Source organism: Saccharothrix carnea, from assembly GCF_003014735.1.
In the GTDB taxonomy this organism is placed as follows: Bacteria; Actinomycetota; Actinomycetes; order Mycobacteriales; family Pseudonocardiaceae; genus Actinosynnema; species Actinosynnema carneum.
The window spans coordinates 202,564-219,930 of record NZ_PYAX01000007.1; the positions used below are offsets into that span (position 1 = coordinate 202,564).

The following is a 17,367-nucleotide window of genomic DNA, read 5'->3' on the forward strand; positions in this document are numbered from 1 at the left end:
GTCGCCGCCTACTGACCACCGCCTGTCGCCGACCGCCGCCGACCGCCGCCTGTCGCCGCCCGTCGACCGACCGCCGCGGACCGACCGCCGCCGACCGCCGGCACCCCGCCGCCGGCTACCCGCAGCCTGCGGACCGCTGCGGTCGGTGGGTGTGCCGGCCGACCGCAGAGCGCTGCAGCCGCTGCCTGCCCGGTGCCCGCCGAGCGCTGCCCGCCGCTGCCACCAGCGGCTGCCGGCCGCCGCACACCGAACCTGCTGTTGATGCAGGTGGGTGGGGCGTCTTCAGGCCCGGCTTGGTGGACGAGGTTGGTGGTGTAGGCGAGGTCGGGGGTTGGGCGGTGTGCGGGGTCAGCGCAGGATCACGGCCAGTGGGCCGGCTAGGGTTGCGGCGGCTATTCGGTGTGCCGACGCACGTTCGGCGGAGATCACGACGACCTCGCCCTCGCGCACCGCGACGACCGAAGCGTCCGCGGCCAGCACGTGGGACTCCGCGCTGACGACGTCGACCCGGCTTCCCGGTCTCAGCAGGCCCACCACGCCCGCGTCGGCGAGGCGGATGGCGACCGAGGACACGTCCGGGTCGGCCGGTGCCAGGCGGGCATCGGTCAGTGGTTCGCCGGAACGGGCCGCGCTCACCAAGCGCCGGCCTAACGCGTCACGTTCCGGCACGGCGCCGGACGGTGACAGTGACGGTGGCACGGCGACCACCCGCACGTCGTCCGCACCCAACGGCACGCCCGGTGCAAGGTCGCGGGCGGCCACGACGACGTTCACCGTCGGGTCGACCGGCAGCACGGCCACGCCCACGGCTACCAGGGCCAACAGGCCCGCGAGGATCCTTCTCAGGTGGAGGAGCACGGGTCCGACGTTAGGGACGGATCAGGCTCCGGGACAGCACGAACCCCCGAGCTGTGGATAACTCGGGGGCCTGTGGACAACTCGGCGTCAGGACGCGGCGGCGGCCGGAGTCGAAGACGAAGAGGAAGACGACTCCGACTTCGCGGACGAAGTGGAAGAAGTGGATGCAGGAGCAGAAGCGGAAGAGGACGAACGGCTGTCGGTCCGGTAGAAGCCGCTGCCCTTGAACACGACACCGACCGCGCCGTACAGCTTGCGCAGCTTGCCGGAGCACTCGGGGCACGCGGTCAACGCGGAGTCCGAGAAGGCCTGCACCGCTTCGAACCGGTGGTCGCACTCGGTGCAGGCGTACTGGTAAGTCGGCACGGTGGGCCCTCCACGAGTTCTGGTTGGCACTCCTCCGTCACGAGTGCCAACACCGATGATGCGCCACCCGGCATATGTGGCGCAAACATCACAGGTCAAAGTCACAACAACGGCAGGCGCACCAGCCCCCGCCCCGGCGTCAGCACCGCGTCCACCCGCACGTCGTGGGGCTCCGCCGGCAACGACGGCACGAACTCCTCGTCCCGCACCAGAGCCACCGCCGGACCTGCGGACAACCTCAACGCCCGGTCGTAGAAGCCGCCACCCTTCCCCAGCCGCACCCCGCCGTGATCCACCGCCAACGCCGGCACCAGCACCAACGCCGCCACCCCAACCGCCGAAGCACCCAGCAACGGCCCCACCGGCTCCCGCAACCCGAACGCACCCACCCGCAGCCGACCGTCGAACGGAGCCCAGTCCAACTCCTCCCCGACGACCACGGGCAGCAACACCCGCAGCCCGCGCGCCGCCAACGCCTCCACCATCGTCAACGACCCGGGCTCCACCGCCGAAGCGACATAAGCACACACCGTCTCACCAGCGGAAACCTCGAAAGCACCAACCGCCGACAGCACTTCGGCCGTCATCGGCGGCATCACCGCGTTGCGCCGCGCGGCCCGCAGCCGTGTGCGCAGAGTGGCCTTCCGATCACGTTCACCGGACGTCATGGCAGGTCACCCTAAGCGCGCCGTTACGCTCGCTGCCCATGAGCGCCTTCCAGACAGCAATCGTGCCGGCGGCAGGCCTGGGCACGCGCTTCCTGCCCACCACCAAAGCGGTGCCCAAGGAGCTGCTGCCGGTCGTCGACACCCCTGGCATCGAACTCGTCGCCACCGAAGCCGCCGAAGCGGGCGCGACGAAGCTCGTCATCGTGACCTCACCCGGCAAGGACGCGGTCGCGGAGTACTTCCGCCCGCAGCCCGAGCTGGAGGCGACGCTCGAGGAGCGCGGCAAGACCGACCTGCTCGCCAAGGTCCGCCGCGCGCCGAACCTGCTCACCGTCGAGACCGCCGTCCAGGACAAGGCCCTGGGCCTCGGCCACGCGGTCGGCTGCGCCGAGGGCAACCTGACCGGCGCGGACGAAGCCGTCGCCGTCCTCCTGCCCGACGACCTCGTGCTGCCCACGGGCGCGCTGAAGAAGATGGCCGCGGTCCGCGAGAAGCTCGGCGGCAGCGTGCTGTGCGCGTTCGACATCCCCAAGGAGCAGATCTCCGCCTACGGCGTCTTCGACGTCCGGGACACCGGCGACGACGACGTCAAGCAGGTCGTCGGCATGGTCGAGAAGCCCAAGCCGGAGGACGCGCCGTCCACGTTCGCCGCGGCCGGCCGCTACCTGCTCGACCGCGCGATCTTCGACGCCCTCAAGCGCATCACGCCGGGCGCGGGCGGCGAGCTGCAGCTCACCGACGCCATCGCGCTGTTGATCAACGAGGGACACCCGGTGCACGTCGTCGTCCACCGCGGTGGGCGACACGACCTGGGCAATCCGGGGGGATTCCTCAAAGCTGCGGTTGACTTCGCACTTGAGCACCCCGATTACGGGCCCGAGCTGGGGGAGTGGTTGCGGGCACGCCTCGCCAACTCCTAAAACGAGGTCAACTATGAGGTCAGTGGACGAGCAGCTCGCCAGGGTGGTCGCCGCCGCCGTGCGGCCCGCCCCGGTGCGAGTGGCGATCTCCGAGTCGCAGGGCCTGCTCTGCGCCGAGGAGGTCGTCGCCGAGCGCGCGTTGCCCGGGTTCGACCAGGCGGCGGTCGACGGCTACGCCGTGCGCAGCGTCGACGTGCAGGCCGCCAACGAGGAACCGGTCACGCTGCCCGTGGTCGGCGAGATCCCCGCGGGGTCCCGCCAGCCCAGACGGCTGCAACCCGGCCAGGCGGTCCGGGTCGCGACCGGCGCGCCGCTGCCCACCCTGGCCGACGCCGTGGTGCCCATCGGCTACACCGACGGGCACCCGGCGAAGGTGACCGTGCGGTGCTCGGTGCCGTCCGCGGCGTTCGTCCGGCGCACCGGCGAGGACGTGCAGACCGGTGACGTCGCGGTGCGCCGCGGCGCGTCCATCGGCGCCGCCCAGGTCGGCCTGCTCGCCGCGGTCGGCCGCAACAAGGTGCTGGTGCACCCCCGGCCGCGGGTGTCGGTGATCTCGATCGGCGAGGAGCTGGTCGACGTCGACCGCACCCCCGGCCAGGGCCAGGTCTACGACGTCAACTCCTACTCGCTGGCCGCCGCCGCGCGGGACGCGGGCGCCGAGGTCAGCCGGGTCGGCATCCAGACGTCGGACCCGCGGCGACTGCGCGAGGTCGTCGAGGGACGGCTGCTGCTGTCGGAGATCGTGGTCGTCGCGGGTGGCGTCGGGGGCGTCATCGGCGACGAGGTGCGCGCGGCGCTGGCCGACCTGGGTGACGTGGACGTGACCCGGGTGGCCATGCACCCCGGTTCGGTGCAGGGCTTCGGCCGGCTCGGACCCGACGCGGTGCCGACGTTCCTGCTGCCCGCGAACCCGATGAGCGCCCTGGTCGTTTTCGAAGTGCTGGTGCGTCCGCTGATCCGGGCCGCGCTGGGCAAGCGCAACCCGTACCGGCGGGCGGTCAGCGCGCGGCTGCTGTCGCCGCTGACCTCGACGAAAGGCCGGCGCGGCTACCTGCGCGGCCAGCTGCTGCGCGACGCGGACAACGGCGAGTACCTGGTGCAGCCGCTGGGTACCTCCGGGTCGCACCTGCTGGCGTCGTTGGCCGAGGCGAACTGCCTGATCATGGTCGACGAGGACGTGACGGACGTGGCGGTCGGCGAAGAGGTCATGGTCAGCTTCCTCGCCCAACGAGGGTGACCTCCCGGCGGGGAACGAGCACAGTGGGGATGGATGAGTCTCGCGGGTGACGGTGGTCGGCACCCCGGCTGGCCCGCGCGGCTCGGGCCGTTGCGGGTCGACGCGGGTCTGGTGGCGCTGCGCCCGCCGAAGCTGTTCGACGCCTCGGCGTGGTCGCGGGCCCGGCTGCGCGACCGGGCGTACCTGGAGGACTGGGAACCCACCGCGACCGAGGGGTGGCACGAGCGCAACGCGCCGATGGCGTGGCCGCAGCAGTGGTCGTCGCTGAGGGCGTTGGCCCGGCGCGGCCAGGCGCTGCCGTTCGTGATCACCGTGGACGGCGTGCTGGCCGGGCAGATCACCGTGGGCAACATCGTGCGCGGGTCGCTGCGCTCGGCGTGGGTCGGCTACTGGGTGGCGGCCGACCGGGCGCGCGGCGGCGTGGCCACGGCGGCGCTGGCGCTCGTGGTCGACCACTGCTTCGGCGACGGCGGCCTGCACCGGCTGGAGGCGACCGTCCGGCCGGAGAACCGGGCCAGCCTCCGGGTGCTCGCCAAGGCCGGGTTCCGGGAGGAGGGCCTGTTCGTGCGGTACCTCGACGTGGCCGGCGACTGGCGTGACCACCTGTGCTTCGCGATGACCGCCGAGGAGACGTCACCGGAGGGGCTGGTACGCCGGTTGGTCGCACAGGGATACGCCCGAACTGCCTGATCTGGGCGCCGAGCGGCTTATTCGGATCACCCGAAAGTGGGTGATACACCACACTTTGGTACGTACGCCAGTCGGCGTGCCTCCGACACAGGTGTGACTGTTGTGACTAGCGTGGCATGCGCACCACCGAGCGCGCCGCGGGGTAGGGGGAGGTGACGGGGATGCCGAGCTCGCTGATCGTCGTGGGACTGGTCGTGGCCTGGTTGGTCGTCCTCGTGCCGATGGTCGCGCGCAAGCGCGCCGACGCGTCGCGCGGCAGCGTGGAGGAGGAGTACGACGCCATGCCCGAGGACGACACGGACTTCGAGGACTACGACGAGTACGACGAGCCGGACGCCGACTTCGTCGCGCACCGGCCGTTCCGCCCCGGGCGGGGCGGCTACGACCCGGAGACCGCGGCGATCGTGGCCCAGGCGAAGTACGCGTTCCGCCGCCGCGTGGTCGGCACGCTGCTGCTCCTGGCGCTGGTCACCGGTGTCGTCGCCGGTGTGCTGTACCCGGTCGTCTGGTGGGGCCACGCCGCGGTCGACGTGACGCTCGTCTCCTACCTCGCCTACCTGCGCCGGCAGGTGCGGATCGAGGAGGAGATCCGCGCGCGCCGCCAGTCCAGGCTCGCCCAGGCCCGCCGCCGCTCCACCACGCGGCAGGCGGCCGACGTGCCGCCGCACGCCGTGCCCACGCCGTCGTCCGCGCCCTCCACGGAGGCCGAGAAGACCCGTGACCAGCCCGGCCTGGCACCGCAGCCGAGGTTCCAGCACCAGCCCCGCCCCGGCACCGTCGTGGTGGACCCGGATGACGAGGACCCGCTGTTCGTCGAGCTGGACGGCCCCGAAGCCCTCCCGTACCGGCGGGCGTCGGGCGAGTAGAGGGGGGTGGCAAAACCACCCCCCGACTACTGATATGCTTCCTCCCGCACGACAACAGAACACGGGGCTGTAGCGCAGTTGGTAGCGCGACTCGTTCGCATCGAGTAGGTCAGGGGTTCGATTCCCCTCAGCTCCACAAATGACACAGCACACGAAGAGCGGTAGCCGGTGAGCCGGGTACCGCTCTTTCGCATTCGCCGCGTCGAGGTCGGTGGTGCCGGCCAACGCTGTCGACAGCCCTGGGACCAGGGCTCGCGATGGACGCGCACCCCGGACCGCAGGAGTCGTCTTGCTGCCCGCAAGGTGCGGGACAGCGGCCCGCCCATGTGGTCAACCCGTGGCACGACAGGTACGAGGTGCCTAGAGGTGCACTCGAACGGGGGGTTTTCGCCGATCAGCACATGGATGGTTCCTTCGACGGTACCCAGGGACTTCGAACAACGATCGCCCGGAGGAGATGACATGGACACCGCGATGCGGCTCATGGCCGTACTCGTTCTCGGCGCAGCCCTCGCCGGAGTTCCAGCGGCTTCGGCGCTCGCCGACGACGCTGCGCCGCGCGCCACGGTGGTGGTGACAGCTCAGGACGACAACAACAACGACGACAGCAGCGGCAACTGGGGCTTGCTGGGCCTCCTCGGTCTGCTGGGTTTGGCGGGCCTGGCAGGACGGAAGCGGAACCAGGCCACCGATCGCACTGTGGGTCGGTGACCCGAGCGGAGCCGGCAGGGGCGGGAGTCGGTCATGCGCTTCGGTGACACCCGGGTCGAGTTCTTGGGTGGCCGCTCGGGATGCCTGACGATGCTGGTGATCTCCGTGGTGTTGTCGGTCCTGCTCACTGTTCTGCTGAACGCCATGCTGTGACGAGTCACCCGAGGTGGGCGGCGGGCGGTTCACCCGATCGCCCGTCCGTCGCGGTCACCCGTCCTACCCGGCGTCTGACGGTGAGGTGTCGGGCGGGGTGGAGTCGCATGTGCGGGTGTCGCGGAAGCCCACGGGTGGGATCAGCAGCTCGGGCCCCTGGACGGCCACAAGAGAGTTCTCATGCTGTGTAGTCGGGTCCAGTAGAGGCCAAGGTGCGCGAACACATTCAGGGGCCGATGTCATTCGACGGACTTCAGGGCCGGGCGGAGGCGGTGTCGATCAGTCACTACGATCTCGCCGGTGCGCTTTGTGGCGGATCTCCACATCCACTCCAAGTACTCCCGGGCCTGCAGCCGTGATTGCGATCTCGAACACCTGACCTGGTGGGCCCGGCGCAAGGGGATCTCGCTGGTCGGCACCGGCGACTTCACCCACCCCGCCTGGTACGACCACCTGAGCGACAACCTGGTCGAGGCCTCGCCCGGGCTGTTCCGGTTGCGGGAGGAGTTGGATCGCGACATCGACCGCAGGCTGCCGCCGTCGCTGGCCTCGGCGCCGGTGCGGTTCATGCTCTCGGTGGAGATCTCGACCATCTACAAGCGCGGTGACCGCACCCGCAAGGTCCACCACCTCGTCTACATGCCGGATCTGTCGTCGGCGGCGCGGTTCAACGCCCGGTTGGCCAAGATCGGCAACCTCGGATCGGACGGGCGGCCCATCCTCGGGCTCGACTCGCGCGACCTGCTGGAGATCACGCTGGAGTGCGGCGGCTACCTCGTGCCCGCGCACGTGTGGACGCCGTGGTTCGCGGTGCTCGGCTCCAAGTCCGGGTTCGACGCGATCGAGGACTGCTACGCCGACCTCGCGTCGCACGTCTTCGCGGTGGAGACCGGCCTGTCGTCGGACCCGCTGATGAACTGGCGGGTGTCGGGACTGGACAAGTACCGGCTGGTCAGCAACTCGGACGCGCACTCGCCGCCGGTGCTGGGACGTGAGGCGACCGTGTTCGACACGGAGCTCGACTACTACTCGGTGCGCAACGCGCTGGAGACCGGGGACGGGTTCGGCGGGACGTTGGAGTTCTTCCCGGAGGAGGGCAAGTACCACGTCGACGGGCACCGCAAGTGCGGTGTGCGGATGGAACCCGAGGAGACGCTGGCGCACCGCGGGATCTGCCCGGAGTGCGGCAAACCGCTGACGGTCGGGGTGCTCAGCCGGGTGGAGGAGCTGGCCGACCGGCCGCACGGTGCCCGGCCCGCCGGTACGGCCGGGTTCACCAGCCTGGTGCCGTTGCCGGAGATCATGAGCGAGATCGTCGGCACCGGGCCGAAGAGCAAGAAGGTGCTGGGCGAGATCGACAAGCTGACCGCCGCGCTGGGGCCGGAGCTGGTGATCCTCCAGGACGTGCCGGTGGACGACATCGCCGTGCACTCGCCGTTGCTGGCCGAGGCGGTGACCCGGCTGCGGCGCGGCGAGGTCGTGCGCGACTCGGGGTACGACGGCGAGTACGGCGTGATCCGGGTGTTCGAGCCGGGGGAGTTGGAGCGTCGGCGGTCGGCTTTCGCGTTGTTCGACTACGACGCCCCGGTTCCGTCCACTGTGGAGCGTCCACGGCCGGCTGCTCCCGCTGCTGTGCCTGCCGCGGCTGTGCCGGTCGTCTCGGCTCCGGGTTCGTTGCTGGACGGGCTGGACCCGGAGCAGCGGGCGGCGGCCGAGGTGGGCGGTGGGCCGTTGCTGATCATCGCCGGGCCGGGGACGGGGAAGACGCGGACGTTGACGCACCGGATCGCGGACCTGGTGACGTCACGGGGCGTGCCGCCGTCGGAGTGCCTGGCGATCACGTTCACCCGGCGTGCGGCGGAGGAGATGGCGGAACGGCTGGCCGTCCTCGTCGGTGACGCGGTCGGCGGGATGACGATCGCGACGTTCCACTCGCTCGGGGTGCTGATCCTGCGCTCGCACGGTGCGGAGTTCGGGTTGTCGGCGTCGTTCGGGGTGGCGGACCCGGAGGGGCAGCTGGCGGTGGCGCTGTCCGTGGTGGCGGACGAGAAGGAGGCGCGGGCGCTGATCGCCGCCGGTGACGACCGGTACAAGAAGGCGTTGCGGGCGCAGGACCTGGTGGACTTCGACGACCTGATCACGTTGCCGCTGTCGTTGCTGGAGTCCTCGCCGGACCTGGTCGAGGCCTACCGGGCGCGGTGGCGGTGGGTGTCGGTGGACGAGTACCAGGACGTGGACGAGCAGCAGTACCGGCTGTTGCGGCTGCTCGTGCCGCCGGACGGCAACCTGACCGCGATCGGTGACCCGGACCAGGCGATCTACCGGTTCCGCGGTGCCGACGTCGGGTTCTTCCTGCGGTTCCGGGAGGACTTCCCCTCGGCGCGGACCGTGCAGCTGACCAGGAACTACCGGTCGTCGTCGGCGGTGGTGACGGGTGCGCTGGAGGTGATCGCGCCGTCGTCGCTCGTGCCGGGGCGGGAGCTGCGGCCGATGGTCGACCACGGTGCCGCGCCGATCGGTGTGCACCACGCGTCGTCGGAGGCGGCCGAGGCGGTGTTCGTGGCGCGGACGATCGAGCAGGTGCTGGGCGGTGCGTCGTTCCACGCGTTCGACAGCGGGCGGGTCGTGGGTGACGGCACGCAGGGCCTCGGTTTTTCCGACTTCGCCGTGCTGTACCGGACGGATCGGCAGTCGCGGGCGTTGGTGGAGGCGTTGACGCAGTCGGGGTTGCCGTTCCAGAAGCGGTCGCACGACCGGTTGGCGGACCGTCCCGGGGTGGCGCGGATCGCCCATGAGGTCGCTTACGCCGCCGGTGCCACCGTCCTGGAGCGCGTGCGTGCGGTGGCGGGTGACGACCACACGGCGTACGAGCTGCTCAAGCCCTTGGCCACGGCGTGCGGGACGGACTTCGAGCGCTTCCACACGGCTCTCGCGCTGGGGGTGGAGGTCGACACGTGGGATCCCCGGGCGGACCGGATCTCGCTGCTCACGTTGCACGCGTCGAAGGGCCTGGAGTTCCCGGTCGTGTTCATCGTCGGGTGCGAGGACGGCGTCCTGCCGCTGCGGTGGCCGGGTGAGGAGGACGAGGAGTCGGTGGCCGAGGAGCGCCGCCTGCTGTTCGTGGGGATGACGCGGGCGCAGCGGCACTTGTTCCTGAGTCACACGACCGGGCGACCGAGGTCCCCCTTCCTGGCGGCCTTGAAGGCCTTCGAGCAGCTGGGCGACTCGCAACCTCGCCGCAAGCGCAAGGGAACCCAACTCAGCCTGCTCTGACTTCGCCGGATCGCCGCGCGGCTGCCCTGGCGCTCGGTCGAGGTCGGCGATCAGGCGCTGGGCGGTGAGACGGGGAATGGACTAGACCATAACGTGGTGTTATGACGTGATTGGCATATCCGCCTGGCCTTGAGGCCGGCTAGCGTCGGGTCAACGGCCCCGCATCCCGTGTCACCACCCCTGCAAGGAGACAAGCGGATGACTCGACGTAGCGTCGCCGCGGTCGCCGTGGCGGTTTTGAGCGCTGCCGGATTGGCAGCTGCACTGGCCACCACCGCGACCGCGGGTCCTCCACCGCCCCAGGTCGCCGTCGACGGCGGCATGGTCGCCGCCATGGCGCGCGACCTCCACCTGACCCCCGACCAAGCCCGCGCGCGCATCGAACGGGAGGCGGTCGCGGCTCGGACGGAGAGCACGCTCAAAGCGCGGCTCGGGCCCGGTTTCGCGGGGGCCTGGATGAACGCCGACGCCACCGAACTCGTCGTCGGCGTCACGGCGGCCTCGCAGATCCAGGCCGTCGAAGCGGCGGGCGCACGGCCGAAGCTGGTCCAGCGGTCGCTCGCCCAGCTCGACGCCCTCAAGGTCAAGCTCGACCAGAACGCCCGCAGCGCACCGGAGTCCGTGCCCGGCTGGTACGTCGACCAACCCGCCAACACCGTGGTCGTCCTCGCCCGCGACGTCGCCGCCGCGAAAGCGTTCGCGCACGCCAGCGGGCTCGCCGACGCCGACGTCCGGATCGAACAGTCCACTGAGGAACCACGCCCGCTGATCGACGTGATCGGCGGCAACGCCTACTACATCGGCAGCGGCTCGCGCTGTTCGGTCGGGTTCGCGGTCAACGGCGGGTTCGTCACCGCCGGGCACTGCGGCCGCACGGGCGCGACCACGACCCAGCCCAGCGGCACGTTCGCCGGCTCCAGCTTCCCCGGCAACGACTACGCCTGGGTCCGCACGGCCGCGGGCAACACCGGCCGCCCGCTGGTCAACCGCTACCCCGGCACGGTGCCGGTGGCGGGTTCCACCGAGGCACCCGTAGGCGCCTCGGTCTGCCGCTCCGGCTCCACCACGGGCTGGCGCTGCGGCACCATCCAGCAGAAGAACACGTCCGTGACCTACCCCGAAGGCACGATCACCGGCCTCACCCGCACGAACGCCTGCGCCGAACCCGGCGACTCCGGCGGCTCGTGGCTGACCGGTGACCAGGCGCAGGGCGTCACCTCCGGTGGCTCCGGGAACTGCACGTCCGGCGGGACGATCTACTTCCAGCCGGTCAACGAGATCCTCCAGGTCTACGGCCTCCAGTTGATCGTCAGTGGCGGCGGTCCCACGAGCACCACCTCGCCGACCGCGACGACGACCACCAACCCGGGCCAGACCACCTGGCAGCCAGGCGTCGCGTACGCGATCGGCTCCCTCGTGACGTACGGCGGCGTCGGGTACAGGTGCTTGCAGGGGCACACGTCCCAACCAGGCTGGGATCCGCCGGCGGTGCCCGCCTTGTGGCAGCGCGTGTGAGCTAGCGGCAAGCGCACGCGCGGGGTCCGGCTCGCACACGCGGCGAGCCGGGCCCCATCTGCTCACAAGTGCGCACCGCCTGTCGCATCGATCCACGCTCCCGTCACCCATCGCGCTCGCTCCGATGCCACGAACGAGACCACGTCGGCTATATCGCCGGCATAACCGATCCGGCCCAGTGCCGAACGCGCCGCCATCGCGGCCTCCGCCTCCGCGTTCCCGCGCAGCCACGACGCGTTCGCGTCGGTGTCGACCACCCCCGGTGCGACGGTGTTCACGGTGATCCCGCGCGCCCCCAGGTGCAGGGCAAGCGTGCGCGTGAACGTGTCCAGGGCACCCTTCGTCATCGAGTACGCGATGCCCACCGGCATGGCGATGCGCGTTGCCCCGGACGAGATGTTCACGATCCGCCCACCGTCCTTCAGCACCGGCAGCGCGCGCTGCACCAGGAAGAACGGCGCCCGCACGTTCACCGCGAACACCTCGTCGAACGCCTCCGGCGTCACGTCCTCGATCGGCGCGGGCAGCCCGATCGCGGCGTTGTTCACCAGCACGTCCAACGGCGGCAGCGCCGCCACCAGCGCGTCGAGTTCCGACGGCAACGACGCCCGCACCGCGAACGACCCACGCCCCGCCTCCTCGACCACGGCGGCAGCCGCGTCGGCGTCCCGCGCGTAGTGCACGACCACCCGCATCCCGTCCGCCGCCAACCTCAGCGCGATCGCCCGCCCGATCCCACGACTCGCCCCGGTCACCAAAGCCGTCTTCACCAGCACTCCAATCTGTAACGACCACTACACAACGGCGAACTGTAGCGAACGTTATAAAATGAGCGCCATGGTGGGTCGCAAGCGCGGGTTCGACCGGGACGAAGTGCTGGACCAGGTCACGCGCGCCTTCTGGCGGGACGGCTTCCAGGCGACGTCGGTCGCCGACCTCACCGGGACCACCGGCGTGAACCCGCCGAGCCTCTACGCGGCGTTCGGTGACAAGCGCGCCCTCTTCGCCGAAGCCGTGGCCCGCTACCAGGCCACGTACGGCGCGTTCACCGCGCGTGCCCTCGAAGAGGAGCCCACCGCGCGCCAGGCCGTCGAGCGGATCCTGACCGAGGCCGCGATCGAGTACACGACCCCCGACCGCCCCAAGGGCTGCCTGATCCTCAGTTCCCCCGAGCTGCACGACCTGCGTGATCAGGCCAGGCAGGCGTTCGAGGCCAAGATCCGGCACGACGTCGCCACCGGCGCGCTGCCCGCTGGCACCGACGTGCGCCGCCTCGCCCTGTTCGTCGCGGCGACCGTCCGGGGGATGTCGTCGCTGGCCCGGGACGGCGCCACCCGGGAAGAACTGCGCGACGTTGCCCGGACGGCGCTGTCGGCGTGGCCCGCACCCGTAGCCTGAGACGACGCGAAGGGGTGGTGCGGGTCGTGGAGCTGGCCGAGTCGCTGCTGGCGTGGCTGCACGGCTGGACCGATGCGCGCGGGCTGGCCGTGTTTGTCGCGGCCACCGTCCGGGGCAATGTCGTCCCTGGCCAGTGACGACGCCACGCTGGCCGAACTTGGCGACGTTGCTCGAATGGCGCTATTGGCGTGGTCCGCGCCCGAATCCTGAGAGACGACAGAACGGTGTGATTCGACCCTGCTGTCCTGCTGGCGGGACATGGACCGCCCGTAGTTCGACACGCCGAGTCCTTGACATTGCTGACTCCTGTCCGGTAACTCGCCCGCACGTAATGCGTATAGCTCCTCGGTCGAAACATGAACCTTGCGCTTTGAAGCACAGATGGTATAAATGGTGGGGCCGGATGATCTACGAATATCGAGACGGGTTGTGTCGAGAACGATTCGGGTCATGCGTGTCGTGCTGTACGGTATTCCACGTTCTCGATATGTTGGGGGTTCACGGTGCGTGATTTCGGGACTCGTTCGACGAGACGGGTGGCGACTTTGTTCCTATCAGTCTTGTCGCTGATGGCCGGTGGTGTGGCGTCCGCGAATGCTGCCACACTGCCTGATTCACAGGCTAAGCACTGTGTCATTGTGGTGGAGAAGTCCGCCGCTCCGGGGGGTGTGTCGCGGGTCCTTTACGAGCACTGCTCCGCCTCGAAGGAGGATGCTCGCGCGGCTCAGCGGTCGGAAGCCACCCGCAACAAGTACGGAGCTGCGGTGGCCGAAGCGGATACCGTGCTCGTGAAGTTGCACGAACACGCAAATTACGGCGGAACCAGTGCTGAGGTGAAGGGTGCGTATGGTACCTGTGACACGGCGGGATACCGACTCGAATTGAACACGTTATGGTCGAACATCATCAGTTCGGCCGAAGGGCGGGGTTGGTGCAACTATGCCACGTACACCAATCGGAATCGGGATTACGCGGAGTCGCATTTTTTGCCGACTCCGAGCTTCGGGGCGAGGCTGAACGACAACGTCGGAATCATTGACGTTCGTTATCGGTAGTCATCGCTGAGAAAGCGTGATTACTTCCTAGCTTGATCCATGGTGGCACGGCGCTTGGCGTGCCACCATGGACATCGATGTGGGATATATCGCACGTTGTTGAGAGTTTAGCTAGCTTTCTTATCTGCTTTGGCTCGATTTCGGTGCACAAACGATCTGATCGTCTGAGACGGTCAGTCTCCGGTCGGTTCGTCCGATCAAGTCGCGCAAACTCCGCCATGACGGTGCAGACCCGTAGTCTGACACCGGACGAGGAGGGTGGTGGGCGTGTACGACTTGGTCGCGTTGCTGCTGGCGTGGCTACACGACTGGGTGAGGGTGCCAGTCTGCCCCGGCGACTGGGCCTGGACGGTCACCGCGTTCGGCGCGCTGATCGGCGCGCTGCCGACGATCGCCGCCCTGCTGTCGATCACCGTCCGCCGCGTGGTCGGCAACTCCTACGGCCCGTTCACCGGCGCCATCTTCGCCGTGCTCGGCGTGGTCAGCACCCTGGTCCTGCCGTGGATGGCGTTCACGGCCGCCTACAAGCTGCTGCGCACCCGGGCGCTGCCGGGCATGGAGACGCTGGACGAGACGCCGTGCATGGCGTTCAGCCAGTACGACTACCTGATCCTCGCGGACTCGTTCGTCACGGTGGTCACCGGCCGGGCCGGGGTGCAGGACATGATCGCGGCGGGTGCCGCCGCCGTGCTCGCGCTGCTGTGCCTGCTGTTCGTGATGCTCCAGGCGGGCTCGGCGTTCCGGCTCGGTCCGAACTGGCCGCGCCGGGTGTTCTGGCCGCCGTTCCTGGTCCTGCTGCTGTCGACGTCCGCGCTGCCGGTGACGCTGGTGGGCCACCTGCTGCTCGGTTTCTTCCCGATCGCGGTGTTGGGCTCCCTGGTCGTGCGGGTTTTCGGGTTGACTACCGCCATGCTGAACCGCCCCGGTCGCGATCGCGGGAACCCGAGCCCGCAACCCGCGGCGTCGAGAACGCCCTCGCCGTCGCAACCCCAGCAGCCGAAGAACCACCACTCGCAGCCCCACAGCCAGCAGTCACACGGCCAGCAGCCGCAGAAGCCGCCGCCGTACCAGGTGGAGAAGCCGCCGCCCTACCAGCCCGCGCAGATACCGCCGTACCAGCCGATCCCGCCCTACCGGCCGACGCCGCCGCAGCGGCACTACCCGCCGACGCGGGTCGCCGACGTGCCCGTCGAGCCGCCGAAGCCGACCAGGGTGGACCAGCCGGCACCGCTCGCCGACACCCCCGGCCCGCTGCCGTTCGGCCCGGGCAGCGGCGCGAGCACCGCGCCGACGCCCACGCCCGACTCCGGCAAGGTGTGGAACCCGGCCGGTGGCCGGTTCCGGCGGATCCGCCAGCTCGGCCGGGGCGGGTTCGGCACGGTGTGGCTCGCCGTGGACGAGCAGCTGGCCCGCACGGTCGCGGTGAAGCTCGCGCACGCGCCGGACAACGACACCGAGCAGCGCATGCTGCGTGAAGCGCGCGCTCTGGCCGCCGTACGGCACCCGAACTGCGTGCGGGTGTTCGACATCGTGCAGGACCCGGACGGCCTGGCCATCGTCATGGAGTACATCGACGGCCAGCCGCTGTCGGACGTCGTGCTCACCAGCGGCCTGCTCGCCGACACGCTCGCCGCCCGGCTCTGGGTGAACATGGCGGACGCGCTGGCCGCCGCGCACGAGCAGGGCGTGCTGCACCGGGACGTGAAGCCGTCCAACGTCATCGTGGACACCCAGGGCACCGCGCACCTGATCGACTTCGGCATCGCCAGGTCGAAGGGCGACAGCACGCTCACCGCCACCGGGATGATGGTCGGCACGCCCGACTTCCTCGCACCGGAGACCGCCCGCGGTGAGGCGGCGAGCCCCGCGTCGGACGCCTGGCAGTTGGCCGCGACGGTCAGCTACGCGCTCACCGGCCACCCGCCGCGCGGCTCGCGGGAGAACCCGATCTCGTCGCTGATGGCCGCCGCGCAGGGCGAGCCGTGCGTGAAGCTGCCCCAGCGCAGCGCCCACGCCCGGCTGCTCACCGCCGCGCTGGACGCGGACCCGGCCAAGCGGCCGTCGTTGGCCGCGATCCGCACCGAGCTGAGCACGTGGCTGTCGCAGGCGGGGCTGAGCAAGGAAGGCCCGGTCACGAGGATGATCGACCGGCCGGAGCCGCCGACCCGACCCGTGCGCTGACCACGGCCGCGACCCCGACCACCAGCGGCACGGCCAGCAGCACGCCCGAGAACGCCAGGACCAGCGCGGTACAGCCGAGGGCGAACGCGGCCGTGCGGCTGCGGAGGAGCTTGACGGCGGCGGCCAGTCCCGCCGCCGTCACCGCGGCCAACGCGGTCGACGCGACGCGCATCACCGCGTCCAGCTCGACGTGCAGGCGCAGCGCCACGGCGGTGAGCAGCGCGCACAGCACCAGCAAGCCGGTCAGGCCGTGCCGTCCGCCCAGGCGTGCGCCGCCCGCCAGGTAGGTGTTGATCGCGCCGAACGTCAGCAGCGTCGCGGCCACCGCCGTGACCAGCCGGGCGGACGGCCCGAACGCGCGTTCCAGCAGGTCGGCGAGCGGGACCTCGCTCGTCGTGCCCGCCGTGGTGACGGCCAGCCCCAAGTACAGGACCGCGACGACGACCAGCGTCCGCCGGGTCGCCCGGCGCACGTCGCCGAACTCGTCGGCCAGGGCGCTCGCCGCCTCCCACCCGGAGAACGCGAAGAACAGCACCACGGCCGCGTGCCCGATGGCGAGCCACCCGTGCGGCGCGAACGGCTCGAAGTCCTCCGCTCTCACCTGCGGAATGCTGTATGCGATAGCCACGGCCAGGACTGTCGCGAGCAACCCGACCAGCAGCACCTGCGCGCCCGCCGACACCCGCACCCCGGCGTAGTTGGCCGCGAAAGCCCCGGCCAGCAGCACCACGCCGATCAACGCGGGGTCGCCGCCACCGAGGGCGTATGCAATGTACTGACCACCGACCAGCGCACCCCCGAGCACGCCGAACGGCACGCCGACCAGGTAGAACCACCACTGGACCGCCCGTGCAGCCGGTCGACCGTATGCAATCTCCACAAACCCGGCCACTCCGCCCCGATGGCGCACACCGAGCCGGGCGAACGACACCGCGATCGGCACGCTCAACGCCAGCAGCGCGGCCCACGCCAGCACGGAAGCGGGCCCGGCCGCGGCGTTGGCCAGGGCCGGCAGCACCAGCACGCCCGGGCCGAGCACCGCGCCCACGTACATCGCGGTGAGCCTCATGCCATCAACGGGAGCTTGCGGGTCAACCGGGTGACCTCGGCCCGCGGGCCGTACAGGGCGATGGCGACGAACTCGGGGTCCTCGGTCCCGGCGAGGACCTCCAGGTAGTCGGGGTAGGTGCGGGCCCGGCGGGCGACCTCGGTGAAGCCGATCTTCAGCACGCCCTCGGCGCGGTGCAGGGCCTTGAGGTGCTCGGCGGACGTGGTCAGCACCGGCACCGGGTGGGTGTTGAGGCCGAGGTGGACGGTGCCGTCCGCGTCCTCGGCGTCCTCCCCGAGGATCTCGGGCAGCCGGGCGCCGAGGGTGAGGCCGAGGCAGACGGCGGCGTTGGCGGCGAGGTTGGGCGGCAGGTCGTCACGCAGGACGAGCGCGAGCTTGGTGGGCAGCACTTCGGGTCCGTTCGTTCG

15 protein-coding genes and 1 tRNA gene are annotated in these 17,367 nt (G+C 70.6%); 10 read left to right on the plus strand and 6 right to left on the minus strand.

Annotated features, from left to right (window positions below; translation table 11 throughout):
• Positions 1 to 348 precede the first annotated feature (348 nt).
• From B0I31_RS22000 to B0I31_RS22010, 3 genes are all read right to left on the minus strand, one after another.
• On the minus strand, positions 349 to 858 hold the full coding sequence (locus B0I31_RS22000; RefSeq protein WP_106617259.1) for an SAF domain-containing protein: 510 nt from the start codon (positions 856 to 858) through the stop codon (positions 349 to 351).
• Positions 859 to 945: 87 nt separating this feature from the next.
• Entirely contained in the window at positions 946 to 1,224 is a 279-nt protein-coding gene (locus tag B0I31_RS22005; RefSeq protein ID WP_106617260.1) for an FmdB family zinc ribbon protein, read from the minus strand.
• A gap of 101 nt (positions 1,225 to 1,325) precedes the next feature.
• Complete coding sequence (locus B0I31_RS22010; protein WP_106617261.1) at positions 1,326 to 1,892, minus strand: 5-formyltetrahydrofolate cyclo-ligase; 567 nt, start codon at positions 1,890 to 1,892, stop codon at positions 1,326 to 1,328.
• Positions 1,893 to 1,930: 38 nt separating this feature from the next.
• Here B0I31_RS22010 and B0I31_RS22015 point away from each other — a divergent pair, with 38 nt between their 5' ends.
• From B0I31_RS22015 to B0I31_RS22050, 8 genes are all read left to right on the plus strand, one after another.
• Positions 1,931 to 2,812 carry a UTP--glucose-1-phosphate uridylyltransferase gene (locus B0I31_RS22015; RefSeq protein ID WP_106617262.1) on the plus strand — a complete coding sequence of 294 codons (882 nt, stop codon included), beginning with the start codon at positions 1,931 to 1,933 and terminating at the stop codon, positions 2,810 to 2,812.
• A gap of 13 nt (positions 2,813 to 2,825) precedes the next feature.
• Entirely contained in the window at positions 2,826 to 4,049 is a 1,224-nt protein-coding gene (gene glp, locus B0I31_RS22020) for a molybdotransferase-like divisome protein Glp (RefSeq protein WP_106617263.1), read from the plus strand.
• 33 nt (positions 4,050 to 4,082) lie between these two features.
• Complete coding sequence (locus B0I31_RS22025) at positions 4,083 to 4,739, plus strand: GNAT family N-acetyltransferase (protein ID WP_106617264.1); 657 nt, start codon at positions 4,083 to 4,085, stop codon at positions 4,737 to 4,739.
• A 161-nt stretch (positions 4,740 to 4,900) separates the two neighbouring features.
• Positions 4,901 to 5,605: a divisome protein SepX/GlpR gene (sepX, locus tag B0I31_RS22030; RefSeq protein WP_106617265.1), complete on the plus strand. Its 705-nt coding sequence runs from the start codon at positions 4,901 to 4,903 to the stop codon at positions 5,603 to 5,605.
• 63 nt (positions 5,606 to 5,668) lie between these two features.
• Positions 5,669 to 5,741 (plus strand) — tRNA-Ala (locus B0I31_RS22035).
• 326 nt (positions 5,742 to 6,067) lie between these two features.
• Positions 6,068 to 6,316, plus strand: a complete 249-nt coding sequence (locus tag B0I31_RS41215; RefSeq protein ID WP_106617266.1) for a WGxxGxxG family protein — start codon at positions 6,068 to 6,070, stop codon at positions 6,314 to 6,316.
• A 453-nt stretch (positions 6,317 to 6,769) separates the two neighbouring features.
• The gene (locus tag B0I31_RS22045; RefSeq protein ID WP_106617267.1) at positions 6,770 to 9,742 is read left to right on the plus strand and encodes a UvrD-helicase domain-containing protein; all 2,973 of its coding nucleotides are present in this window, start codon (positions 6,770 to 6,772) and stop codon (positions 9,740 to 9,742) included.
• Between the two features lie 198 nt (positions 9,743 to 9,940).
• Complete coding sequence (locus tag B0I31_RS22050) at positions 9,941 to 11,257, plus strand: alpha-lytic protease prodomain-containing protein (protein ID WP_106617268.1); 1,317 nt, start codon at positions 9,941 to 9,943, stop codon at positions 11,255 to 11,257.
• Between the two features lie 62 nt (positions 11,258 to 11,319).
• On the opposite strand, the gene B0I31_RS22055 is transcribed toward B0I31_RS22050, so the two are convergent.
• Positions 11,320 to 12,027 (minus strand): SDR family NAD(P)-dependent oxidoreductase, encoded by a 708-nt coding sequence (locus B0I31_RS22055; protein WP_342751491.1) that lies wholly within the window; start codon positions 12,025 to 12,027, stop codon positions 11,320 to 11,322.
• 67 nt (positions 12,028 to 12,094) lie between these two features.
• Here B0I31_RS22055 and B0I31_RS22060 point away from each other — a divergent pair, with 67 nt between their 5' ends.
• Positions 12,095 to 12,655, plus strand: coding sequence for a TetR/AcrR family transcriptional regulator (locus tag B0I31_RS22060; protein ID WP_245950224.1), 561 nt, complete (start codon positions 12,095 to 12,097; stop codon positions 12,653 to 12,655).
• Between the two features lie 1,313 nt (positions 12,656 to 13,968).
• Positions 13,969 to 15,891, plus strand: a complete 1,923-nt coding sequence (locus tag B0I31_RS22065) for a serine/threonine-protein kinase (RefSeq protein WP_106617270.1) — start codon at positions 13,969 to 13,971, stop codon at positions 15,889 to 15,891.
• On the opposite strand, the gene B0I31_RS22070 is transcribed toward B0I31_RS22065, so the two are convergent.
• Positions 15,842 to 16,960, minus strand: a complete 1,119-nt coding sequence (locus B0I31_RS22070) for an APC family permease (RefSeq protein WP_219910755.1) — start codon at positions 16,958 to 16,960, stop codon at positions 15,842 to 15,844. The genes B0I31_RS22065 and B0I31_RS22070 overlap by 50 nt on opposite strands.
• A complete protein-coding gene (locus B0I31_RS22075) occupies positions 16,957 to 17,349 on the minus strand; it encodes a DUF2000 domain-containing protein (protein ID WP_219910756.1) in 393 nt (130 codons plus the stop codon). Before B0I31_RS22075 ends, B0I31_RS22070 begins: the two co-directional genes overlap by 4 nt.
• Positions 17,350 to 17,367 lie beyond the last annotated feature (18 nt).

What these genes read in the sequence shown, in the direction of transcription:
- B0I31_RS22010 (WP_106617261.1), bottom strand. Translation starts at nt 1,892, where the DNA reads ATGACGTCCGGTGAACGTGATCGGAAGGCCACTCTGCGCACACGGCTG.
- B0I31_RS22015 (WP_106617262.1), top strand. Translation starts at nt 1,931, where the DNA reads ATGAGCGCCTTCCAGACAGCAATCGTGCCGGCGGCAGGCCTGGGCACG.
- glp (WP_106617263.1), top strand. Translation starts at nt 2,826, where the DNA reads ATGAGGTCAGTGGACGAGCAGCTCGCCAGGGTGGTCGCCGCCGCCGTG.
- B0I31_RS22025 (WP_106617264.1), top strand. Translation starts at nt 4,083, where the DNA reads ATGAGTCTCGCGGGTGACGGTGGTCGGCACCCCGGCTGGCCCGCGCGG.
- sepX (WP_106617265.1), top strand. Translation starts at nt 4,901, where the DNA reads ATGCCGAGCTCGCTGATCGTCGTGGGACTGGTCGTGGCCTGGTTGGTC.
- B0I31_RS41215 (WP_106617266.1), top strand. Translation starts at nt 6,068, where the DNA reads ATGGACACCGCGATGCGGCTCATGGCCGTACTCGTTCTCGGCGCAGCC.
- B0I31_RS22050 (WP_106617268.1), top strand. Translation starts at nt 9,941, where the DNA reads ATGACTCGACGTAGCGTCGCCGCGGTCGCCGTGGCGGTTTTGAGCGCT.
- B0I31_RS22060 (WP_245950224.1), top strand. Translation starts at nt 12,095, where the DNA reads ATGGTGGGTCGCAAGCGCGGGTTCGACCGGGACGAAGTGCTGGACCAG.
- B0I31_RS22070 (WP_219910755.1), bottom strand. Translation starts at nt 16,960, where the DNA reads ATGAGGCTCACCGCGATGTACGTGGGCGCGGTGCTCGGCCCGGGCGTG.